We start from the raw sequence: 23,486 nt of genomic DNA on the forward strand, positions 1-23,486 counted from the left end.
AACCCAACAGCAAGCAAGGTAGAAGTAGGCAACGATGGTACAGCCACAGTAACCTTCCCAGATGGTTCAGTAGCAGTAATTGCAAGTGAGAATACTGTTAAGAAAGCAACTAAAGAGTCAGCTGCTAACCAATCAGCTAAGAAAGCTGGAGCGAAAGAATTGCCAAATACTGGTACAGAGCAATCTAATGCTTCACTTGGTCTAGCACTACTTGCAGCAGCGACAGGTGGACTTCTCCTCGCTAAAAAACGCAAGGAAGAAGAGTAAAATATTACTCGGATAAAGCAAACTTGAGAATCTTGATTCTATGAGCTTGCTAGAAAAACCGTAAGAAGAAATTCTTACGGTTTTTTTGATGGATTAGGAAAATGGTGAAATGTCAGTCTTACAGATCTTTGAAATGTTAAAAATTTATAGTAAAATGAACCAAAAATAGCACATAATATGGTATAATATTCTTATATTATATTCGATAGATTTTCGTAAAAAAGTTCTCTGCTATTGTGAGCGAACAGGTAGTGTAACAGAAGCATCACACGTTTTCCAAATCTCACGTAATACCATTTATGGCTGGTTAAAACTGAAAGAGAAAGCAGGAGAGCTAAACCATCAAGTAAAAGGAACAAAACCAAGAAAAGTTGATAGAGATAGACTTAAAAACTATCTTACTGACAATCCAGACGCTTATTTGACTGAAATAGCTTCTGAATTTGGCTGGCATCCAATTACCATCCACTATGCTCTCAAAGCTATGGGCTACACTCGAAAAAAGAGCCACACCTACTATGAACAAGACCCAGAAAAAGTAGCTTTATTTCTTAAAAGTTTTAATAGTTTAAAGCATTTAGCACCTGTTTATATTGACGAAACAGGATTCGATACTTATTTTTATCGAGAATATGGTCGCTCATTAAAAGGCCAGTTAATAAGAGGTAAAGTATCTGGAAGAAGATATCAGAGGGTTTCTTTGGTTGCAGGGCTAACAAATGGTGAATTAATGGCTCCAATGATTTACGAAGAAACAATGACGAGCGACTTTTTTGAAGCTTGGTTTCAGAAGTTTCTCTTACCAATATTAAATACACCATCAGTTATTATTATGGATAATGCAAGATTCCATAGAATGGGTAAGCTAGAACTCTTGTGTGAAGAGTTTGGGCATAAACTTTTACCTCTTTCTCCCTACTCACCTGAGTACAATCCTATTGAGAAAACATGGGCTCATATCAAAAAGCACCTCAAAAAGGTATTACCAAGTTGTAATACTTTTTTCGAGGCTCTTTTGTCTTGTGCTTGTTTCAATTGACTATATTTTAGAAGCGATATTGTACGATTCTAGATTCAATCTACTATACATGATTTTAAGGCCGTCATATTGACATACAATTTAATTCTTAATATAATTCTTGCAGGAGGAAAGATCTAATGAAATTTTTGAAAAAAATGTTGCAAGCTGCTCTAGCTGTCTTTTTCTTTACTTTGCTAGCGACAAGTACCGTATTGGCGGATGATGCTGATTCAGAAGGCTGGCAATTTGTCCAAGAAAATGGTAGAACCTACTACAAGAAGGGTGAGATCAAAGAAACGGCCTGGAGAGTGATTGATGGCAAGTACTATTATTTTGATCATGTATCAGGTGAGATGGTTGTTGGATGGCAGTATATTCCCATGCCAGATAAAGGTAGTACAATTGGTCCTTACCCAAATGGTATCAGATTAGAATATATGCCAATGTCAAGATGGTACTACTTTAATCAAGATGGCGTACTACAAGAGTTTGTTGGTAAGCAAGTTTTAGAAGCAAAAACTGATACAAATATCGATAAATATCATGGGGAACAATATGATAGCCCAGCAGAGAAACGAGTCTATTATTTTGAAGACCAACGAAGTTATCACACCTTAAAAACTGGTTGGGCATATGACGAGGGTCATTGGTATTATTTACAAAAGGATGGCGGATTCGAATCTCGTATCAACAGTTTAAAGGTCGGAGAACTAACGCGTGGCTGGATAAACGATGATTCGACTTGGTACTACCTAGATCCAACAACTGGTATTATGCAGACAGGTTGGAAATATCTTGGTAATAAGTGGTACTATCTCCGTTCATCAGGAGCCATGGCAACTGGCTGGTATCAAGAAGGCTCCACTTGGTATTATCTAGATGCTCAAAATGGAGATATGAAAACGGGCTGGCAATACCTTGGTAACAAGTGGTACTATCTTCGTTCATCAGGAGCCATGGCAACTGGCTGGGTGAAAGATGGTTCGACTTGGTATTATCTCCATGCAAGCAATGGAGATATGAAGACAGGCTGGTTCCAGGTCGATGGCAAATGGTACTACGCTTATAGCTCAGGTGCTTTAGCAGTGAATACCACTGTAGATGGCTACTACGTCAACTATAATGGCGAATGGGTTCAATAATGAAAGAGGCGATTGTGAAGGAAACAATCGCTTTTTTTGTAAAAATATAATAAAATAGATAGGAAAGAATAAATACTTGTATGAAAAATGAGACGGTCTTTTCGTCTAGCAAAAAGGAAAAAATGACAAAAAAAGTTGGTGTCGGTCAGGCACATAGTAAGATTATTTTAATAGGAGAGCACGCTGTCGTTTACGGTTATCCTGCCATTTCCCTGCCTCTTATAGAGGTGGAGGTGACTTGTAAGGTGGTCCCTGCTGAAAGTCCATGGCGTCTTTACGAGGAGGATACCTTGTCTATGGCGGTGTATGCTTCGCTTGAGCATCTAAATATCAAGGATGCTTGCATTCGTTGTCAGATTGACTCAGCTATTCCTGAAAAACGGGGGATGGGTTCGTCAGCAGCTATCAGCATAGCAGCCATTCGAGCTGTTTTTGACTACTATCAAGCAGAACTGCCTCATGATGTACTAGAAATTTTGGTCAATCGAGCAGAGATGATTGCCCATATGAATCCGAGTGGTTTGGATGCCAAGACCTGTCTCAGTGACCAACCTATTCGCTTTATCAAGAATGTCGGCTTTACAGAATTAAACATGGACTTATCAGCCTATCTGGTGATTGCAGATACGGGCGTGTATGGTCACACTCGTGAAGCCATCCAAGTGGTTCAAAGCAAGGGGAAGGATGCCCTACCGTTTTTGCATGCTTTGGGAGAATTGACCCAGCAGGCAGAAGATGCGATTAGACAAAAAGATGCTGAAAAACTGGGACAAATATTCAGTCAGGCACATTTACATCTAAAAGAAATTGGTGTTAGTAGCCCTGAGGCGGATTCCCTCGTTGAAACGGCTCTGAGCCATGGTGCACTTGGCGCCAAGATGAGTGGTGGTGGGCTAGGAGGCTGTATCATAGCCTTGGTAGCTACTCTAGATCAAGCACAAGAACTAGCAAAACGATTAGAAGAGAAAGGAGCTGTTCAGACATGGATCGAAAACCTGTAACAGTACGTTCCTACGCAAATATTGCCATTATCAAATACTGGGGAAAGAAAAAAGAAAAAGAGATGGTTCCTGCTACTAGCAGCATCTCTTTGACTTTGGAAAATATGTACACAGAGACGACCTTGTCACCTCTACCGACGGATGCGACTGCTGATGCATTTTATATCAATGGTCAGCTCCAAAATGAGGCTGAGCATGCCAAAATGAGCAAGATTATCAATCGTTACCGTCCAGAAGGTGAGGGATTTGTCCGTATCGATACCCAAAACAACATGCCGACCGCAGCGGGTTTGTCCTCCAGTTCTAGTGGTTTGTCTGCCTTAGTCAAGGCTTGCAATTCTTATTTCCAGCTTGGTTTGGATCGGAGTCAGTTAGCGCAGGAAGCGAAGTTTGCCTCAGGCTCTTCCTCTCGTAGTTTTTATGGACCACTCGGTGCCTGGGACAAGGATAGTGGAGAAATTTACCCTGTTGAAACAGACTTGAAACTAGCTATGATCATGTTGGTGCTAGAGGACAAGAAAAAACCAATCTCTAGCCGTGATGGGATGAAACTCTGTGTGGAAACCTCGACGACTTTTGACGACTGGGTACGTCAGTCTGAGAAGGATTATCAGGATATGCTGCACTATCTCAAAGAGAATGATTTTGCCAAGGTTGGGGAATTGACTGAGAAAAATGCCCTCGCTATGCATGCTACGACCAAAACTGCTAGTCCAGCCTTTTCTTATCTCACAGATGCGACTTATGAGGCCATGGACTTTGTCCGCCAGCTCCGTGAGCAGGGGGAAGCCTGTTACTTTACCATGGATGCCGGTCCAAATGTCAAGGTCCTCTGTCAAGAGGGAGACTTGGAGCATTTATCAGAAATCTTCGGTCAACATTATCGCTTGATTGTGTCAAAAACAAAGGATTTGAGCCAAGATGATTGCTGTTAAAACTTGCGGAAAGCTTTATTTGGCAGGGGAGTATGCTATTTTAGAGTCAGGACAGTTAGCCTTAATAAAGGCCATCCCCATCTATATGAGGGCTGAGATTGCCTTTTCTGATAACTACCGTATCTACTCAGATATGTTTGATTTCGCAGTGGACTTGACGCCAAATCCTGCCTATAGCTTGATTCAAGAAACGATCGCTTTGATGGATGACTTCCTCGCTGTTCGTGGGAAGACCTTGCGACCTTTTTCCTTGGAAATCTGTGGGAAAATGGAACGCAAAGGAAAAAAGTTTGGTCTGGGTTCTAGTGGTAGCGTCGTTGTCTTGGTGATCAAGGCGCTGCTGGCTCTGTATGATATTACGGTTGATCAGGAACTCTTGTTCAAGCTGGCTAGCGCGGTCTTGCTCAAGCGAGGCGACAATGGCTCTATGGGAGATCTTGCCTGTATCGTGGCAGAGGATTTGGTTCTCTACCAGTCTTTTGATCGAAAGAAGATAGCTGCTTGGTTGGAAGAAGAAAACTTTGCGACAGTTTTGGAGCGTGATTGGGGCTTTTCTATCTCACAAGTGAAACCAGGTCTAGAATGTGATTTCCTAGTGGGATGGACTAAGGAAGTGGCTGTATCGAGTCAAATGGTTCAGCAAATCAAGCAAAACATCAATCAGAATTTTTTAACTTCCTCAAAAGCGACGGTGTCTGCTTTGGTAGAAGCTTTAGAACAAGGAAAAGCAGAAGAAATCATCAAGCAGATGGAAACAGCCAGTCAACTTTTAGAAGGCTTGAGCCCAGATATTTACACGCCTTCGCTTAGACAGCTGAAAGAAGCCAGCCAAGGTTTGCAAGCCGTTGCCAAAAGCAGTGGAGCTGGTGGTGGTGACTGTGGCATTGCCTTGAGTTTTGATGAGCAATCAACTGAAGCTTTAAAAAATCGTTGGGCCGATCTGGGGATTGAGCTCTTATACCAAGAAAGGATAGGACATGACGACAAATCGTAAGGACGAGCATATCCGCTATGCCCTTGAGCAGAAAAGTTCCTATAATAGTTTTGATGAGGTTGAGTTAATCCACTCTTCGCTACCGCTTTATGACCTAGATGAAATCGATCTTTCGACAGAATTTGCAGGTCGAAAGTGGGATTTTCCTTTTTATATCAATGCCATGACGGGTGGGAGCGAAAAAGGTAAAGAAATCAATCAAAAACTAGCTCAGGTGGCAGAAGCCTGTGGGATTTTGTTTGTGACAGGCTCTTATAGTGCAGCCCTAAAAAATCCTACAGATGACTCTTTTTCTGTCAAATCTAGCCATCCAAAGCTCCTTCTTGGAACCAATATTGGATTGGACAAGCCTGTTGAGTTAGGACTTCAGACTGTGCAAGAGATGAATCCTCTTCTTCTGCAAGTGCATGTCAATGTTATGCAGGAATTGCTCATGCCGGAGGGAGAAAGAAAGTTCAGAAGCTGGCAATCGCATTTGGCAGACTACAGCAAGCAAATCCCTGTTCCTATCGTTTTAAAGGAAGTGGGTTTTGGGATGGATGCCAAGACCATCGAAAGAGCCTATGAACTGGGTGTTCGAACTGTTGACCTGTCAGGTCGTGGTGGCACCAGCTTTGCCTATATCGAAAACCGTCGCAGTGGTCAGCGTGACTACCTCAATCAATGGGGACAATCCACTATGCAAGCTCTTCTCAATGCCCAAGACTGGAAAGACAAGGTCGAACTCTTGGTCAGTGGAGGGGTTCGCCATCCACTCGACATTATCAAATGTCTCGTCTTTGGAGCCAAGGCTGTGGGATTGTCACGAACCGCTCTAGAATTGGTCGAAACCTACTCGGTCGAGGAAGTGATTAGCATTGTCCAAGGATGGAAAGAAGATTTACGTTTGATCATGTGTGCCCTTAATTGTGCCACCATAGCGGATCTGCAAAAAGTTGACTACATTCTTTATGGCAAACTCAAAGAAGCAAATGATCAGATGAAAAAGGCGTAACCACCGCCTTTTTTCCATCCTCAGACCGAGGTGACTTTTTTGAATTGTGATAAAATAGAAAAGAGAGGATGCAGCTATGAAAAAATTTCAAATCTTTTTATTTATTGAAGCCTGTCTGTTGACGGGAGCTCTGATTTTGATGGTATCAGAGCATTTTTCGCGTTTTCTGCTGATTCTATTCCTCTTTTTGCTTTTACTTCGTTATTATACAGGTAAAGAGGGCAACAACGTTTTCCTCCTTGTGGCTACCATTCTTTTCTTTTTCATCGTCATGCTCAATCCCTTTGTGATTTTAGCCATCTTTGTGGCAGTTATCTATAGTCTCTTTCTTCTTTACCCAATGATGAACCAAGAAAGAGAGGAGACCGACTTGGTCTTTGAAGAGGTGGTGACGGTTAAAAATGAAAAGAATCGCTGGTTTGGCAATCTCCATCATTTCTCTAGTCACCAGACCTGCCAGTTTGATGATATCAATCTCTTTCGCCTCATGGGCAAGGACACCATTCATTTAGAAAGAGTTATCCTAACCAATCATGACAATGTCATTATCCTTAGAAAGATGGTCGGAACGACTAGGATTATTGTACCCGTAGATGTGGAGATCAGTCTCAGTGTCAACTGCCTCTATGGAGATCTAACCTTCCTCCATCAACCCAAGCGAGCACTTCGTAATGAACACTATCATCAGGAAACCAGAGACTATCTCAAGAGTAACAAGAGCGTCAAAATTTTCCTAACCAGTATGGTTGGTGATGTGGAGGTGGTCAGAGGATGAAAAAGCAATCGTATCTATTAATCGGACTGACTTCTTTCCTCTTTATCCTCTTTTTGACCAATAGTCTGCTTGATATTTTTGAACTGGATTGGTCCTATTTGATACAAGATATCGAGAAAACAGAAAAGTTAATCTTCTTAGTCTTGGTCTTTAGCCTTTCCATGAGCTTCTTTTTTGTCCTTTTTTGGCGCGTGATGGAAGAAGTTTCTCGCAGAAAAATGCAGGTCAATCTCAAGCGACTGCTAGCAGGAAAAGAGGTGGTTTCTTTTGCAGATCCAGATTTGGATGCTAGTTTCCAATCCTTGTCTGGCAAGCTTAACCTCTTGACAGAGGCTGTTCAAAAGGCTGAAAATCAAGGCCTAGTCAAGGAAGAAGCAATCATCGAGAAAGAACGGAAGCGGATAGCACGTGACTTACATGATACGGTTAGTCAGGAGTTGTTTGCGGCGCATATGATTTTATCAGGTGTCAGTCAGCAGGCTTTGAAGCTGGATAGAGAAAAGATGCAGATCCAGTTGCAGAGTGTCGCAGCCATCCTAGAGACAGCCCAGAAAGATCTACGGGTCTTGCTCTTGCATTTGCGACCAGTTGAGTTGGAAGAGAAGAGTTTGGTTGAGGGGATTCAAATCCTCTTAAAAGAGCTTGAGGACAAGAGTGATCTCAAGGTTAGTCTCAAGCAAAATGTGTCTAAATTGCCTAAAAAAATCGAAGAGCATATCTTCCGCATATTGCAGGAGTTGATCAGCAATACCCTTCGCCATGCCCAGGCATCTTGCTTGGATGTCTACCTCTATCAGACAGATGTTGAATTGCAACTAAAAGTGGTGGACAATGGGATTGGTTTCCAATTAGGGAGCTTAGATGACTTGAGTTATGGACTGCGAAACATCAAGGAGCGGGTCGAAGATATGGCAGGAACTGTTCAACTCTTGACAGCACCTAAGCAAGGACTGGCGGTTGATATCCGTATTCCCCTACTAGACAAGGAATTATAAAGGAGTAAAGATGAAAATTTTACTGGTAGATGACCATGAAATGGTCCGATTGGGCTTGAAAAGCTATTTTGATCTCCAAGACGATGTGGAAGTTGTGGGCGAGGCGGCTAACGGTGTCCAAGGGATTTCCTTGGCCTTGAAACTGCGTCCAGATGTCATTGTCATGGATATTGTTATGCCTGAGATGAATGGTATTGATGCAACCTTGGCCATCCTCAAAGAATGGCCCGAAGCCAAGATATTAATTGTCACCTCTTATTTGGACAATGAAAAAATCATGCCGGTCTTGAACGCTGGTGCTAGGGGCTATATGCTCAAGACTTCCAGTGCAGATGAACTACTCCATGCTGTCCGTAAGGTTGCTGCAGGAGAGTTGGCCATTGAGCAAGAGGTCAGCAAGAAGGTCGAATATCACCGCAATCATATCGAACTTCATGAGGATCTGACTGCGCGTGAGCGAGATGTGCTTCAACTCATCGCTAAGGGATACGAAAATCAGCGCATCGCAGACGAACTCTTCATCTCACTCAAGACGGTCAAGACCCATGTGTCCAACATCCTAGCCAAGCTTGAGGTCGGTGATCGCACTCAGGCTGCAGTCTATGCCTTTCAGCACCACTTGGTAGGGCAGGAGGACTTTTAGATGAGTCTTGTAGATTTACTTGGAGAGTTAGAAGCGGCAAAAAATCCTGAAAAAGCAGGCTCCATGGAGGCCTATATGCGCCACCAATTTTCCTTTCTAGGTATTGCAGGTCCTGAAAGAAATGTCCTTTATAAAAAATACTTTCCAAGTGCGAAAAAAACAAAGGTCATCGATTGGGATTTTGTAGACACTTGCTGGGAAAAGGAGCCTAGAGAATACCAATATGTGGCGGCCAACTATTTGAAAGCCATGCAGTCTTATCTAACGAAGGATGATTTGCCTAAGCTTGAGCATCTAGTCGTGACCAAGTCTTGGTGGGACACGGTAGATATCCTAGACCGAGTTGTGGGAAGTCTGGTAGCCGACCATTCGGAACTTGAAGAAGTACTTTTAAAATGGAGCCTATCAGACAATATCTGGCTGATACGAGTCGCTATTCACCACCAGCTGTTAAGAAAAGAGAAAACGAATGTCCAACTGATGGAAAAGATCCTACTAAACAATCTGGGCCAGACAGAATTTTTTATCAATAAAGCCATCGGCTGGGCTCTAAGAGACTACTCTAAAACCAATCCCGAATGGGTAGCACGTTTTATTGAAAAAAATAAGAAAAGAATGGCTGAACTTAGTATCAAGGAAGCCAGCAAGTACCTTTAGCATTGTTGAAAAGCGCGTTCATGACTTGAAAAAAGTCGCTCGTTTATGTTATAATAGACTGTATTTAAAAAATTTTAAGGAGAAATGACAGAATGTCTGTATCATTTGAAAACAAAGAAACAAACCGTGGTGTCTTGACTTTCACTATCTCTCAAGACCAAATCAAACCAGAAGTGGATCGTGTCTTCAATTCAGTAAAGAAAACTCTTAACGTTCCAGGTTTCCGTAAAGGTCACCTTCCACGTCCTATCTTTGATAAAAAATTTGGTGAAGAAACACTTTACCAAGATGTGTTGAACGCTCTTTTGCCAAATGCTTATGAGGCAGCTGTAAAAGAAGCTGGTCTTGAAGTAGTTGCGCAACCAAAAATTGACGTAACTTCAATGGAAAAAGGTCAAGACTGGGTCATCACTGCTGAAGTCGTGACAAAACCTGAAGTAAAATTGGGCGACTACAAAAACCTTGAAGTATCAGTAGATGTAGAAAAAGAAGTAACAGACGCTGACGTTGAAGAACGTATCGAACGCGAACGCAACAACTTGGCTGAATTGGTTATCAAGGAAGCTGCTGCTGAAAATGGCGACACTGTTGTCATTGACTTCGTTGGTTCTATCAACGGTGTTGAGTTCGACGGTGGAAAAGGTGAAAACTTCTCACTTGGACTTGGATCAGGTCAATTCATCCCTGGTTTCGAAGACCAATTGGTAGGTCACTCAGCTGGCGAAACTGTTGACGTTATCGTAACATTCCCAGAAGACTACCAAGCAGAAGATCTTGCAGGTAAAGAAGCTAAATTCGTGACAACTATCCACGAAGTAAAAGCAAAAGAAGTTCCAGCTCTTGACGATGAACTTGCAAAAGACATTGACGAAGAAGTGGAAACACTTGCTGAATTGAAAGAAAAATACCGCAAAGAATTGACTGCTGCGAAAGAAGAAGCATACAAAGATGCCCTTGAAGGTGCAGCAATCGATAAAGCTGTAGAAAACGCTGAAATCGTAGAACTTCCAGAAGAAATGATCCACGAAGAAGTTCACCGTTCAGTAAATGAATTCCTTGGAAACTTGCAACGTCAAGGTATCAATCCTGACATGTACTTCCAAATCACTGGAACTACTCAAGAAGACCTTCACAAACAATACGAAGCAGAAGCTGAGTCACGTACTAAGACTAACCTTGTAATCGAAGCAGTTGCCAAAGCTGAAGGATTTGACGCTACTGAAGAAGAAATCCAAAAAGAAATTGAACAATTGGCTGCAACTTACAACATGGAAGTTGCACAAGTTCAAAACTTGCTTTCAGCTGATATGTTGAAACACGATATCGCAATCAAAAAAGCTGTTGAATTGATCACAAATACAGCAACAGTAAAATAATCTTGAAAGAGAAAAAGCCCACCTGATTAGGTGGGCTTTCTTATGATCTATTTTCCAAAAATCTCTTTGAGGTCTGCATCTGTAATCCCGATCATTGCTGGGATGCTAGACCAGTTTTCCTCAGTGAGGATGTAGGATAGAGGAGAATTCTCATGATTTGTCGTTTCGCTAGGGGCTGGGTTGGTTTGGTCAGTCTTTTCTATCAGGTCCTGAAAACGCTCAATCAGATAGGTCTTGCGGGCAGTCCCGATATGCTTGACTGCATAGTCAAAGGCTTGTAATTCACCAAGAAGGATAAGCTTGCTCTTGGCACGTGTGATAGCTGTGTAGATGAGATTGCGCTCCAGCATGCGCTTGCTGGAACTGGTGATGGGTAGGATGACAACGGGGAACTCACTTCCCTGAGACTTATGGATACTCATGGCATAGGCTAGTCGAATCTTGTACCATTCGTTTCGTGGGTAGATGACCTCATTGCCATCAAAATCAATGACAATCTCGTCTTGTTTGGACTCGGTGTATTTTCCAGGAATCAGGTCTGTGATGTAGCCTAGGTCTCCGTTAAAGACATTGACTTCGGCATCGTTGACTAGGTGAATGACCTTGTCCCCTGTTCGATAGTGACACTGAGTTGCTTCAAAGCTAACTTGCCCCTTTTGCTGAGGATTGAGCAGTTCTTGCATGAGTTGGTTGATGGCGTCAATGCCAGCAGTACCTCGATACATAGGCGCTAGCACCTGAATATCACGAGCCGGAATGGCACTTCTGAGGGCGGCACCAAGAATTTTCTCAATGGTAGCTGGGATATGGCCACTCGCGATTTCAAAGTAGGAGCGGTCTGCTTTTTTTTGAGTAAAGTCAGCTGGCAAGATGCCTTGTCGAATCTGGCTAGCCAAGGTGACGATAGTTGATTCTTCACTCTGACGGTAAATCCGTTCCAAGCGTGTCTGCGGAATCAGGGGTATCTGGAGCAGGTCAGCAAGGACTTGTCCAGGACTAACAGAAGGTAGCTGGTCGCTATCCCCCACGATGAGGATTTTACTGTTAGAAGAGATGTTGGAGAAAAGTTGGTTGGCTAACCAAGTGTCTACCATGGAGAATTCATCCACGATAATAAAGTCAGCATCCAGATAATCTTCCAGATGACTAGTATCATCATCTCCCGTCATTCCCAAATGGCGATGTATGGTCGCGCTAGGCAAGCTTGTTAATTCATTCATGCGCCGAGCTGCTCGACCAGTTGGAGCTGCTAGAAGAATAGGTAGGTTGCTTTTTTTCCTGAGGTCAAGTCCTTCTAAGAGGGCATAAACAGCGATAATCCCATTGATAACAGTCGTCTTACCTGTACCAGGCCCACCTGTTAGGATAAAGACCTTGTTCTGGATAGCGTCACAGATAGCCTGTTTTTGGATGCTATCATACTCAATACCCAGTTCTTCCTCAACACTAGCGATATGCTTTTGAATGGTTTCCAAATCATGGTTTTTCTGCTTTCCTTTCTCAAGGATACGAACCAAGTGATTGCGAATGCCTTCCTCAGCGAAAAAGAGGCTGTTATCAAAGATTTTGGTATCAATCTGCTGAACCTTGTCTTCTTCGATGAGGTAGGAAAGCTCTTGGGCAACTTGGCTGGGGTCCAATTCCACTGGTCGGGAAGACTCGAGGAGAGTCAGGGTCTGTTCCAGCAAATCTCGGGCTTCCATGTAGGTATCGCCCGTATCCATGCAGCCTTGAAAGAGACTGTGGACAAGGCCAGCACGGAAGCGTTCAGGAGCTTGACTTTCGATGCCTAGTTCGGCAGCCAATTGGTCAGCAATGGTAAAGCCCAAGCCCTTGATATCCTCAACCAGTTGGTAGGGATAGTTTTCGACAATATCCAGCGTTTCTTCCTTGTAAAAGTCTTGAATCTGAAAGGCCAGTTTATTGGGAATCCCATAGTTGGCAAGTTTAGCCAAAACCATCTCTGTCCCATAGTTGAGACGGAGGGTAGAGAGGAAAGCTTCACGATTTTTGGCAGAGAGTCCTGCAATGCTTTCCAGTTTTTCAGGATGCTCCAGAATTTCGTCTATGGTATTTTCACCATAGCTATCTACGATTTTTTGAGCCGTTTTGAGACCAATTCCCTTGAAATGGCTACTGGAAAAGTACTTTACTAGCCCATTTTTAGTTGGTTTTGCCCGCTCATAACGGCTGATTTGCAGTTGTTCTCCGTACTTGGAGTGCTGAACGATTTGCCCCCAAAAAGTGTAGTCTTCGCCCTCAATCACGTCAGCCATAGTTCCCGTAACGATGATTTCAAAATCGTCAAAGTCCTCCGCATTGGTATCTTCGATATCTAGGAGGAGTATGCGATAAAAATTACTGGGATTTTCAAAAATAATGCGTTCAATGGTGCCTGAAAAATAAACTTCCATAGGTTTCCTTTTTGATAGAAAAAGAGCTGGGATAGAGCTCTCAGTTAGGCTTTTCTTGGATTTAGGGCTTGATACAAGATATTGCTAAGTTGCAATCTAATCCTAAAAGCTAACTCAAAAAGACTATCACAGCATCTGGTTGCTGGTTTTAAAAGATTCCGATACGGTTGAGTGGCCAGAAACGGAATTTGGCTTCTCCTTTGATTTGACTGGCCTTAAAGGTCCCGACATGGCGACTGTCACTGGAAACCAAACGGTCATCTCCAAGGAGGAGGTACTCACCCTCGGGTACGGTAAAGCTGAAGCTGGTGTTGAAATTTACATCGACAGTAAAGGCTTGAGCTTTCTGGGCTAGACTTCTAAAATAGACCCCCTTATCCCCTTCAAAGCCTTTCCCCGAATAGGCATTTTGCAGTTTATCATTTTTAAACTGTTGGAGGTAGTCTGCTAGGTAAGGTTCGTCGGTTTCTTGATTGTTGATAAAGAGCTTGTCGTTTTCGTAGCGAATGGTATCACCAGGCATGCCGATAACGCGTTTAACGATGTCTTTATTTCCATCATCTTCATGGGCAACTACAATGTCAAAACGGTTAATAGGGAGGTGTTTGACGACAAAGAGAATCTCACCATCAGCTAGGGTAGGGTCCATAGAGTGTCCTTCCACACGGACATTGGTCCAGAGAAAGAGACGACTAAGACCAACTAGTATAATGATAAGGAACGTAAGTCCCCACTCTTTTAGAAATGTTTTAAAATAATTCATAACTTACCTTTCTAGAAGTGCTTTGGCTTTTTCAGTATTTTTAAAGTGCAGTTTGGCACAGAAGTTGAGCCCCTTCATACCATAGGCTTGAAGGATTTTGCTAGCAACCTTATCAGAAGCAGTTCCAGCGCCGCTTGGCAGTTGGTAGCCTAGTTCTCGTCCAAGATTTTCCAAGTTTTCGAGGAAGAGATCCCGCGCGATGATGGAGCTGACTGCGACAGCTATGTATTTTCCCTCGGCTTTTTCTTCCAAAGTGATCTTATTTGGAAAATGATTGGCTTCTTGCGCCAAGTATTTGTTATAGTTTTTAGGACTTGTAAAAGCATCAATCACGATTTTTTCTGGCTGGACTCTTTTTTGGAGAAGGAGAAAGATAGCCTGATTGTGAAGGGCAACCTTTACAGAAACAGCATTGTAACGCTCTCCGATAACTTCGTTGTACTTGCTCGGTGAAAGGAGGAGCGCTTGATGCTGGATCTCTTCCTTGAGGATAGGGGCAATCTGACGAATCTTTTGGTCTGTCAGGGTTTTTGAATCCCCTACGCCGAGTTCTCGCAAGAAGTCGTGCTGGTCAGGTGTCACAAAGGAAGCCACGACAGCAAGCCCACCAAAGTAGGAACCATTTCCCACCTCATCAGTCCCAATCATAGGAAAATCTTGTCCACTTTTTTCTTGTTGAACTTGGTAACCAAAGAAACTGGCGTATTGCTCAGCCATTTCGCCCTGCAGGAGGACTTTTCCAGAAGTATAAATGGAAACCGTTGCCTGAGGCAGTCGCAAAAAATAGCGAATATAGGGATTTTTACTAGGAGCGAGAGCCTTCTGATACTGACTTAAAAAGCTCTGAATTTCCTGTTCACTTGGTGTGAGTGTGATACTTGCCATAGTCTCTATTGTACCACAAAAGCAGGAGAATTGGTAAAAACTGACAAAGTTAGCGAAATTTGGTATAATATCGTGAGGTGAATTTTATGGCAAATCTAAATCGATATAAGTTTACATTCGGGAAAAAGACATTAACCTTGACAACCGAGCATGACAACCTCTTTATGGAGGAAATTGCCAAGGTTGCGACTGAAAAATACCAAGCAATTAAGGAACGAATGCCTGGGGCGGATGATGAAACCGTTGCCCTCCTTTTAGCGATTAACAGCCTATCGACGCAGCTTAGTCGTGAGATTGAGTTTGACGATAAGGAGCAGGAGCTTAAAGACCTTCGAAATAAGCTAGTGGCAGTCAAACAAGAACAGAGCAAGATTGAGGACTCCCTATGATTTCGATCCTTCTCTTACTGGTTCTAGCTTGGGGTTTTTACATCGGCTACCGTAGAGGTTTGGTGTTGCAAGTTTATTATTTTCTCGTTGCAGTGATTTCAGCCTTTGTTGCTAGTCAGTTTTATAAATCGCTGGGAGATCAACTTCACTTGCTTGTCCCTTATGCCAATCCTCAGGAAGGACAGGGTACCTTTTTCTTCCCTTCAGCCCAACTTTTTCAGCTAGATAAGGTCTTTTATGCGGGTCTTGCCTACCTTCTAGTTTTCGGAATTTGTTACACTATCGGACGTTTTATCGGTTTGTTCCTACACTTGATTCCAACTAAAAAGCTAGATGTCAAATGGTTTCGTATCGGAGCAGGCCTATTGTCGCTATTGGTAACCTTATTTGTCTTGCAAATGGCTCTGACCATCCTTGCAACGGTACCTATGGCAGCTGTTCAAAATTCACTTGAAAAAAGTATAGTAGCCAAACACATCATCCAAAGTGTCCCTTTCACTACAAACTTTATCAAACAACTCTGGGTGACAAATTTAATCGGATAAAAAGGGCGGGATTTTTCCTAGCCCTTTGTTTACAGATTTGACGACTAGGACGAGGTAAGTCCAAAACCTCTAGTTACTATAACTTTGTAAACAAGCATACAAGGAAAGAATATGAATGCAAAAATACTAGAAACCTTAGAATTTAATAAAATCAAAGCCTTGTTTGAACCTCATATCCTGACAGAACAGGGACTAGAGGAGCTAAAAGCTTTGGCTCCAACTGCCAAGGTGGATAAGATCAAACAAGCCTTTACAGAGATGGAGGAAATGCAAGCCCTATTTGTGGAGCAACCTCACTTTACCATCCTAGCGACACGTGAGATTTCAGCTGTTTGCAAGCGTCTGGAGATGGGGGCGGACCTCAATATTGAGGAGTTCCTGCTCCTCAAACGGGTCTTGCTTGCTAGCAGAGAGTTGCAAGGTTTTTATGCCAATCTTGAAAATGTACGCTTGGAGCAGCTGACGAGATGGTTTGAAAAACTGCATGATTTTCCACATTTGCAAGGGAGTCTTCAAGCCCTAAATGATGCAGGATTTATCGAAAATTTTGCCAGTGAAGAGCTAGCACGCATCCGTCGGAAAATCCATGATAGCGAGAGTCAAGTTCGAGATGTCTTGCAAGACTTACTTAAACAAAAAGCGCAGATGTTGACGGAAGGGATAATCGCTAGCAGAAATGGTCGTCAAGTCTTACCCGTCAAGAATACCTATCGTAATAAGATTGCAGGTGTTGTTCATGACATCTCTGCCAGCGGAAACACGGTCTATATCGAGCCACGTGAGGTCGTGAAACTGAGCGAAGAAATCGCTAGTTTGCGAGCAGACGAACGCTATGAGATGATTCGTATCCTACAGGATCTCTCAGAACGCGTCCGCCCTCATGCCGCTGAGATTGCTAATGACGCGTGGATCATCGGCCATCTGGATCTGATTCGTGCCAAGGTGCGTTTCATCCAAGAAAGACAAGCAGTTGTTCCTCAACTTTCAGAGAATCAAGAGATTCAGCTCCTTCATGTTCGCCATCCTTTGGTTAAAAATGCTGTCGCAAACGATGTACACTTCGGTAAGGAATTAACGGCCATTGTCATTACAGGTCCCAATACAGGTGGTAAGACCATCATGCTCAAAACCTTGGGCTTGACCCAACTCATAGCCCAGTCAGGCTTGCCCATTTTAGCTGACAAGGGAAGCCGTGTCGGTATTTTCGAAGAAATCTTCGCAGATATTGGAGATGAGCAGTCTATCGAACAAAGTCTGTCTACCTTCTCCAGCCACATGACCAATATCGTAGATATTCTTGGCAAGGTCAACCAGCACTCGCTCTTATTGCTAGATGAACTCGGGGCAGGTACCGATCCGCAGGAAGGAGCAGCCCTTGCCATGGCCATTTTGGAGGATCTTCGTCTACGTCAGGTCAAGACTATGGCGACGACCCACTATCCAGAACTCAAGGCCTACGGTATTGAGACAGCCTTTGTGCAAAATGCCAGCATGGAGTTTGATACAGCCAGCTTGCGTCCGACCTATCGCTTTATGCAGGGAGTTCCTGGTCGAAGCAATGCCTTTGAAATTGCTAAGCGCCTGGGTTTGTCAGATGTCATCGTCGGGGATGCCAGTCAGCAGGTCAACCAAGATAATGATGTCAACCGCATCATAGAACAATTGGAAGAACAAACATTGGAAAGCCGTAAACGCTTGGACAATATCCGTGAGGTCGAGCAAGAAAACCTTAAGATGAACCGAGCTCTTAAAAAGCTCTACAACGAACTCAATCGTGAAAAGGAAATTGAGCTCAACAAGGCGCGTGAACAAGCTGCTGAGATTGTGGAACTAGCGCTAAGTGAGAGTGACCAGATTCTCAAGAACCTCCACAGTAAGTCTCAACTCAAACCCCATGAAATCATTGAAGCCAAGGCTGAGCTGAAAAAACTGGCCCCTGAAAAAGTCGACTTGTCTAAAAACAAGGTCCTTCAAAAAGCCAAGAAAAAACGAGCTCCAAAGGTTGGAGATGATATCGTGGTTCTCAGTTATGGCCAACGTGGAACCTTGACCAATCAGCTTAAGGACGGCCGTTGGGAAGCCCAAGTCGGTTTGATCAAGATGACCTTGGAAGAGAAAGAATTTGACCTTGTTCAGGCTCAGCAAGAAGCCCCAGTCAAGAAAAAACAAGTTAATGTCGTCAAACGTGCTTCTGGCCGTGGCCCGCAAGCCAGACTGGATCTCCGAGGCAAACGGTACGAAGAGGCTATGAATGAGCTGGATGTCTTTATCGACCAAGCCCTGCTTAATAATATGGCTCAAGTCGATATCATCCATGGTATCGGAACAGGTGTCATTCGTGAGGGCGTCACCAAATACCTACAAAGAAACAAGCATGTCAAGAGTTTTGGCTATGCCCCACAGAATGCTGGAGGCAGTGGAGCAACCATTGTGACCTTTAAAGGATAGAGAGAAGAAGGATTCGCTCTTTCTGAAAAAAAGCAATGAAAACTAAAAATTTTCATAGAAAACATTGACAAAGGCTAACTTTTCTTGTAGAATAATAAAAAATAAAATACCAACACCGAATGAAGTTTAATAGAAGTGGAGAAAGGTTTGTTTTCCATGACTGTAAATGGACGGAACTCTGGAGAGACCGTAAAGGCACCGAAGGGGCAAGGCAGGTAACTGCTCAAACTCTCAGGTAAAAGGACAGAGCTAAGATAGAGCGTTTTTTGCATTTATCTAGGCATTCCAGAGTACATGTATCTTGCATGTGCTCTTTCTTTTGGGGTTGAAAGATAGGAGTAGGATATGTTAGAATTGCTAAAAGCGCTTGATGCTTTCGTTTGGGGACCTCCCCTCTTAATCTTATTGGTCGGGACAGGTATCTATTTGACCATCCGACTAGGCCTTTTGCAGGTGGCTCGTCTCCCTAAGGCCTTTCAGTTGATTTTTACCAAGGACAAGGGACATGGCGATGTGTCGAGCTTTGCAGCTCTTTGTACAGCTCTAGCTGCCACCGTTGGTACGGGAAATATCATCGGAGTCGCGACAGCCATTAAGGTTGGAGGACCAGGGGCCCTCTTTTGGATGTGGATGGCGGCCTTCTTTGGGATGGCGACCAAGTATGCTGAAGGTTTGCTGGCTATCAAGTATCGCACTAAAGATGCAAATGGGGCTGTAGCTGGAGGGCCCATGCACTACATTCTTTTAGGAATGGGAGAAAAGTGGCGTCCCCTTGCAATCTTCTTTGCCCTAGCGGGTGTATTGGTAGCCCTTCTAGGGATTGGTACCTTTACCCAAGTCAATTCGATTACAGAATCCATTCAAAATACGGCTCAAGTTGATCCAGCTATCACAGCTCTGATTTTATCCATTTTTGTAGGGATTGCCGTCTTTGGTGGCCTCAAATCCATATCAAAAGTTTCGACAGCAGTGGTTCCTTTTATGGCTATTGTCTATATTTTAGGAACTCTTACAGTTATTCTCTTTAATATCGAGAAAATCCCGGCCACACTTGCCCTCATTTTTACTTCAGCCTTTAGTCCAGCTGCTGCGGTGGGTGGTTTTGCAGGTGCCAGCATTCGGATGGCTATCCAAAATGGTGTGGCGCGTGGCGTCTTTTCTAACGAATCTGGTCTTGGTTCAGCTCCCATTGCAGCGGCTGCAGCTAAGACTAATGAGCCTGTAGAGCAAGGCTTGATTTCCATGACAGGAACCTTTATTGATACTTTGATTATCTGTACTCTGACAGGTCTAACAATCTTAGTAACTGGTGTTTGGAGCGGAGATTTAAATGGTGTTGCCTTGACCCAGTCAGCCTTTTCAACAGTTTTTTCACACTTTGGTCCTGCTCTTTTGACTATTTTCCTTGTGCTCTTTGCCTTTACGACAATCCTCGGTTGGAACTATTACGGAGAGCGTTGTTTCGAGTTTCTCTTCGGTGTTCGTTTTATCTGGCTTTACCGTGTAGTCTTTGTACTCATGGTCTTGTTGGGAGGATTTATCGAGTTGGATATGGTTTGGATTATCGCAGACATCGTCAATGCCCTGATGGCTTTACCAAACTTGATTGCCCTCTTAGTCTTGTCGCCAGTCGTCATTGCTGAGACTAAAAAGTATTTTAAACACTAACCCAATCACACTTTTAGTGTGATTTTTTCATTTCATAGATATTTCTTATCAAGGCGATTGAAAATATATATTATCCAAGTGGAAAATTCTATGATAGACTAAATGACAATAAAATGAAAAGAGGTTTCTTATGACAACATTTACCATCCACACAGTAGAATCAGCACCAGCAGAAGTGAAAGAAGTTCTTGAAACAGTAGAAAAAGATAACAATGGCTATATTCCCAACCTAATCGGTCTCTTGGCTAATGCTCCTACCGCGCTTGAAGCCTACCGAACTGTCGGAGCCATCAACCGTCGCAATAGCCTGACACCAGTGGAACGCGAAGTAGTGCAAATCACAGCTGCCGTAACCAATGGTTGTGCTTTCTGCGTCGCAGGTCACACAGCCTTTTCAATCAAACAAATCCAGATGAATGATGATCTTCTTCAAGCCCTCCGCAACCGTACTCCAATTGAGACAGATCCAAAACTAGATACTCTAGCTAAGTTTACCTTGGCGGTCATCAATACCAAAGGGCGTGTGGGAGATGAAGCCTTGACTGAATTTTTGGAAGCTGGCTACACGCAACAAAATGCCTTGGATGTGGTTCTCGGTGTCAGCTTAGCCAGCCTTTGCAACTATGCTAACAACCTAGCCAATACGCCTATTAACCCAGAATTACAACCCTATGCCTAGTTCGAATCCTAAATAAAAAATGAAGGCTGATCTACCCAGTCTTCATTTTTCTGTGCTATTTTAAAGGCTTTTATGCTATACTGATAATAATATGATTAACGGAGGTTGCCATGAAAAAACTCCCCTTGGTATTTTCTGGTTGTTTGTTAGGTTTGGCAGGTGCAGGAAACTTGATTGCGGATACTTGGCCTGTTCTGTCGCATTTATTGAGTCTGACTGGTTTAATTTTGTGTATTTTCTTTCTGATTCTTCATCTTTTTAATTGGGAAGAAACCAAGCAAGAATTGACCAAGCCCCCTCTTTTATCTGGGATGGCCACTTTTCCTATGGCTGGGATGATTTTCTCGACCTATGTCTTGCGACTAGTTCCGTCTATGCCTATCCTAGCCCAGCTTTTGTGGTGGTTTTCTTTTATTTTGGATCTCGCTTTGATCGCTTATTTTTCTCGTCGCTTTGTTGGAGTGGAGGAAAGAGCCAGTGCAACACCAAGCTGGACAGTACTTTATGTGGGAATAGCAGTGGCAGCCTTGACCTATCCAGTCGTTGGTCTGATTCAGATTGCCTATCTAACGGTGACTTTCGGCTTTCTAGCTACTTGTTTTCTCTATCCGTTGATTTACAGTGATTTAAAGAAAAAACCATTGACTCCAGCCCTACTAGGGCAAGAAGGAATCTACTGTGCTCCTTTTTCTTTGCTCTTAGCAGCTCTGGTGCGTATCGGTGGAGTTACTCTTCCGACCTGGGCCTTGTTACTGCTGATGCTTGTCTCTCAGTCGTTTTTCATCTTCGTTTTGACTCGCTTGCCTAATATTTTAAAACAAGGCTTTCAACCAGCCTTCTCAGCCTTAACCTTCCCAACCATCATCACAGCTACATCGCTTAAAATAGCTCAAGGAATTGTAAAACTGCCTATCTTAGATTATCTAGTGTTTGTGGAAACCCTCCTTTGCCTGATTATTTTACTCTTTGTCTTGAGCGGTTATCTAATTTGGTTACGAAAAAAGGTCTAGCTATTATCTAGCTAAACCTTTTTTTATGGTTTGATAAGTTCGGCACCACCCATGTATGGACGAAGAACTTCAGGAATGGTCACAGAACCATCTTCATTTTGATAGTTTTCAAGAATAGCGGCTACTGTACGTCCAACTGCAAGTCCAGAACCATTCAAGGTATGAAGCAGCTTCACCTTGCCATCGGCTTCATCACGGTAACGGATTTGGGCACGACGAGCTTGGAAATCTTCTGTATTTGAACAGCTTGAGATTTCACGGTAGGTATTTTGGGCTGGAATCCAAACTTCCAAGTCGTACGTTTTGGCAGCTGAGAAGCCCATATCTCCAGTAGAGAGCGCAACCACACGGTACGGAAGGTTAAGTTTTTGAAGAATATTTTCAGCATTGGCTGTCATTTTTTCCAATTCTTCATAAGATTCTTCTGGTTTGGCAAATTTGACCATTTCAACCTTGTGGAATTGGTGCAGACGGATCAAGCCACGTGTATCACGACCAGCAGAACCCGCTTCAGAACGGAAAGATGGACTCATAGCAGTGAAGTAGATTGGCAGGTCTTTTCCGTCAAGGATTTCATCACGGTAGTAGTTGGTCAGAGGAACTTCAGCGGTCGGAATCAAGACATAGTTGGTGTCACTGAGTTCAAAAGTATCTTCCTTGAATTTTGGATATTGACCAGTACCAAACATAGAATCGTGGTTAACCATGTAAGGTGTGATGACTTCCGTATAGCCCTCTTTGCCATGCTCATCCAACATAAAGTTATAGATGGCACGTTCCAAACGAGCGCCAAGCCCTTTATAGAAAAGGAAACGAGCACCAGTCACTTTTCCACCACGTTCCCAGTCAAGGATACCGAGGTCTTCACCCAGATCCCAGTGAGCTTTTGGTTCAAAGTCAAACTCGCGCGGAGTTCCCCAACGGCGAACTTCCACATTGTCATCTTCATCAGCTCCAACAGGAACGCTGTCAGCTGGGATGTTTGGAAGAGTAGTGGTAAATTCTGTCAATTTAGCATCGATTTCTGCCAATTCAGCATCGAGAGATTTTACTTCAGCAGAGAGAGCTTGCATAGCAGCAATCTTGTCATCAGCATTTTCCTTATTGCGCTTGGCTTGAGCAATCTCTGCAGAAACTGTGTTACGTTCTGCCTTGAGATTTTCGACCTTGACCAAGATGTCACGACGTTTAGCGTCGATTTCTTTCATCTCGTTCAAGACTGCAGCATCTACACCACGTGTAGCCAATTTTTCAGCGACAGCATCAAAGTCTGTACGAATACGTTTGATATCTAACATAAGAACTCCTTTATGAAAAAAGCACACCTAACAAAGCGTTGGAGTGGCAGGGCCACGGTTCCATCCAACTTCACAGGTGTGCACTTGATTCTGTATTTAATTGTGAATAACGGTAGAATTTCACCTATCCCTCCTATCTGCTCGCAGCACCCGCAGACTTTCTGAAAGAAGAGGATAACCTACTTATCCGTTGCTATGATTATACTAAAGTTTCTACTTTTTTGCAAATAGATTTTTAAATTTTTGTCCAATGGTCTGGAGCAGAGTCGGAAGTTTCACGACCTTGTCGTTTCCTAATTTTTCCCGAGCGATTTTGAGGATAGTCCCAGAGTCTTTTGAGGCAAAGAGGAATTTACCTTGATCAGTGAAGACTTCAAAGTGACGGCTGATTTTGCGGCCATTTACGTTGGCTCCGATTTGCTGAATGCTGGACCAGGGAATTTGGATATATTGTTCGACGTTAACATCAGGATAAAACTCTAAGGCTTGATCCCCAACTAGAAATTTTCCAACTTTTCCAGAGATAGAGAGGTAAGATGTCCCAGTAGTTTGCAGGTCAATGACTTTATTGAGAGATTGGGCCATGA

The 23,486-nt window shown here is 43.2% G+C and carries 23 protein-coding genes and 1 riboswitch; of the genes, 18 read left to right on the forward strand and 5 right to left on the reverse strand.

Annotation, left to right across the window (positions count from 1 at the left end; genetic code table 11):
* The 12 genes from M1F97_RS00005 to tig all read left to right on the forward strand — a co-directional run.
* Positions 1 to 267, forward strand: a 267-nt coding sequence (locus M1F97_RS00005) for an LPXTG cell wall anchor domain-containing protein (RefSeq protein ID WP_247943780.1), incomplete at its 5' end; no start/stop codon positions are given.
* A 193-nt stretch (positions 268 to 460) separates the two neighbouring features.
* Positions 461 to 1,306, forward strand: coding sequence for an IS630 family transposase (locus M1F97_RS00010; protein WP_247944304.1), 846 nt, complete (start codon positions 461 to 463; stop codon positions 1,304 to 1,306).
* Between the two features lie 119 nt (positions 1,307 to 1,425).
* Positions 1,426 to 2,430, forward strand: a complete 1,005-nt coding sequence (gene cbpF, locus M1F97_RS00015) for an N-acetylmuramoyl-L-alanine amidase family protein (RefSeq protein WP_247943781.1) — start codon at positions 1,426 to 1,428, stop codon at positions 2,428 to 2,430.
* Positions 2,431 to 2,552: 122 nt separating this feature from the next.
* Positions 2,553 to 3,431, forward strand: a complete 879-nt coding sequence (gene mvk, locus M1F97_RS00020) for a mevalonate kinase (protein WP_247943782.1) — start codon at positions 2,553 to 2,555, stop codon at positions 3,429 to 3,431.
* Positions 3,413 to 4,366 (forward strand): diphosphomevalonate decarboxylase, encoded by a 954-nt coding sequence (mvaD, locus tag M1F97_RS00025; protein ID WP_247943783.1) that lies wholly within the window; start codon positions 3,413 to 3,415, stop codon positions 4,364 to 4,366. The genes mvk and mvaD overlap by 19 nt, the downstream gene beginning before the upstream one ends.
* A complete protein-coding gene (locus M1F97_RS00030; protein ID WP_247943784.1) occupies positions 4,353 to 5,360 on the forward strand; it encodes a phosphomevalonate kinase in 1,008 nt (335 codons plus the stop codon). The genes mvaD and M1F97_RS00030 overlap by 14 nt, the downstream gene beginning before the upstream one ends.
* Positions 5,344 to 6,354 carry a type 2 isopentenyl-diphosphate Delta-isomerase gene (gene fni, locus M1F97_RS00035; RefSeq protein WP_247943785.1) on the forward strand — a complete coding sequence of 337 codons (1,011 nt, stop codon included), beginning with the start codon at positions 5,344 to 5,346 and terminating at the stop codon, positions 6,352 to 6,354. The genes M1F97_RS00030 and fni overlap by 17 nt, the downstream gene beginning before the upstream one ends.
* Before the next feature lie 76 nt (positions 6,355 to 6,430).
* On the forward strand, positions 6,431 to 7,129 hold the full coding sequence (gene liaF / locus M1F97_RS00040; RefSeq protein WP_247943786.1) for a cell wall-active antibiotics response protein LiaF: 699 nt from the start codon (positions 6,431 to 6,433) through the stop codon (positions 7,127 to 7,129).
* The gene (locus M1F97_RS00045; protein WP_247943787.1) at positions 7,126 to 8,124 is read left to right on the forward strand and encodes a sensor histidine kinase; all 999 of its coding nucleotides are present in this window, start codon (positions 7,126 to 7,128) and stop codon (positions 8,122 to 8,124) included. Before liaF ends, M1F97_RS00045 begins: the two co-directional genes overlap by 4 nt.
* A 10-nt stretch (positions 8,125 to 8,134) precedes the next feature.
* The gene (locus M1F97_RS00050) at positions 8,135 to 8,767 is read left to right on the forward strand and encodes a response regulator transcription factor (RefSeq protein ID WP_247943788.1); all 633 of its coding nucleotides are present in this window, start codon (positions 8,135 to 8,137) and stop codon (positions 8,765 to 8,767) included.
* Positions 8,768 to 9,424, forward strand: coding sequence for a DNA alkylation repair protein (locus M1F97_RS00055; protein WP_247943789.1), 657 nt, complete (start codon positions 8,768 to 8,770; stop codon positions 9,422 to 9,424).
* Positions 9,425 to 9,516: 92 nt separating this feature from the next.
* Positions 9,517 to 10,800, forward strand: coding sequence for a trigger factor (tig, locus tag M1F97_RS00060; RefSeq protein WP_247943790.1), 1,284 nt, complete (start codon positions 9,517 to 9,519; stop codon positions 10,798 to 10,800).
* A gap of 47 nt (positions 10,801 to 10,847) precedes the next feature.
* Here tig and recD2 read toward each other — a convergent pair whose 3' ends face one another.
* The 3 genes from recD2 to rnhC all read right to left on the reverse strand — a co-directional run bounded on the left by recD2 (position 10,848) and on the right by rnhC (position 14,862).
* Positions 10,848 to 13,214 carry an SF1B family DNA helicase RecD2 gene (recD2, locus tag M1F97_RS00065; RefSeq protein WP_247943791.1) on the reverse strand — a complete coding sequence of 789 codons (2,367 nt, stop codon included), beginning with the start codon at positions 13,212 to 13,214 and terminating at the stop codon, positions 10,848 to 10,850.
* A gap of 148 nt (positions 13,215 to 13,362) precedes the next feature.
* Entirely contained in the window at positions 13,363 to 13,977 is a 615-nt protein-coding gene (gene lepB / locus M1F97_RS00070; RefSeq protein WP_001105831.1) for a signal peptidase I, read from the reverse strand.
* Between the two features lie 3 nt (positions 13,978 to 13,980).
* On the reverse strand, positions 13,981 to 14,862 hold the full coding sequence (gene rnhC / locus M1F97_RS00075; RefSeq protein WP_169446584.1) for a ribonuclease HIII: 882 nt from the start codon (positions 14,860 to 14,862) through the stop codon (positions 13,981 to 13,983).
* 86 nt (positions 14,863 to 14,948) lie between these two features.
* Here rnhC and zapA point away from each other — a divergent pair, with 86 nt between their 5' ends.
* From zapA to M1F97_RS00105, 6 genes are all read left to right on the forward strand, one after another.
* Positions 14,949 to 15,251: a cell division protein ZapA gene (gene zapA, locus M1F97_RS00080; protein ID WP_125848905.1), complete on the forward strand. Its 303-nt coding sequence runs from the start codon at positions 14,949 to 14,951 to the stop codon at positions 15,249 to 15,251.
* Entirely contained in the window at positions 15,248 to 15,796 is a 549-nt protein-coding gene (locus M1F97_RS00085; protein ID WP_247943792.1) for a CvpA family protein, read from the forward strand. Before zapA ends, M1F97_RS00085 begins: the two co-directional genes overlap by 4 nt.
* 111 nt (positions 15,797 to 15,907) lie before the next feature.
* Positions 15,908 to 18,244, forward strand: a complete 2,337-nt coding sequence (locus M1F97_RS00090) for an endonuclease MutS2 (protein ID WP_247943793.1) — start codon at positions 15,908 to 15,910, stop codon at positions 18,242 to 18,244.
* Positions 18,245 to 18,412: 168 nt separating this feature from the next.
* Positions 18,413 to 18,501: riboswitch (glycine riboswitch) on the forward strand.
* A gap of 88 nt (positions 18,502 to 18,589) precedes the next feature.
* Positions 18,590 to 19,912, forward strand: coding sequence for an alanine/glycine:cation symporter family protein (locus M1F97_RS00095; protein ID WP_000891446.1), 1,323 nt, complete (start codon positions 18,590 to 18,592; stop codon positions 19,910 to 19,912).
* A gap of 130 nt (positions 19,913 to 20,042) precedes the next feature.
* On the forward strand, positions 20,043 to 20,591 hold the full coding sequence (locus tag M1F97_RS00100) for a carboxymuconolactone decarboxylase family protein (RefSeq protein WP_049544835.1): 549 nt from the start codon (positions 20,043 to 20,045) through the stop codon (positions 20,589 to 20,591).
* A 110-nt stretch (positions 20,592 to 20,701) separates the two neighbouring features.
* Positions 20,702 to 21,601 carry a TDT family transporter gene (locus tag M1F97_RS00105; protein WP_247943794.1) on the forward strand — a complete coding sequence of 300 codons (900 nt, stop codon included), beginning with the start codon at positions 20,702 to 20,704 and terminating at the stop codon, positions 21,599 to 21,601.
* A 23-nt stretch (positions 21,602 to 21,624) separates the two neighbouring features.
* Here M1F97_RS00105 and serS read toward each other — a convergent pair whose 3' ends face one another.
* Complete coding sequence (gene serS, locus M1F97_RS00110; protein WP_247943795.1) at positions 21,625 to 22,899, reverse strand: serine--tRNA ligase; 1,275 nt, start codon at positions 22,897 to 22,899, stop codon at positions 21,625 to 21,627.
* A 213-nt stretch (positions 22,900 to 23,112) separates the two neighbouring features.
* Positions 23,113 to 23,484 carry a DUF956 family protein gene (locus M1F97_RS00115; protein ID WP_125844709.1) on the reverse strand — a complete coding sequence of 124 codons (372 nt, stop codon included), beginning with the start codon at positions 23,482 to 23,484 and terminating at the stop codon, positions 23,113 to 23,115.
* Positions 23,485 to 23,486: the final 2 nt, after the last annotated feature.

Origin of the sequence: Streptococcus oralis, from assembly GCF_023110435.1 — a bacterium.
GTDB lineage: Bacteria > Bacillota > Bacilli > Lactobacillales > Streptococcaceae > Streptococcus > Streptococcus oralis_CF.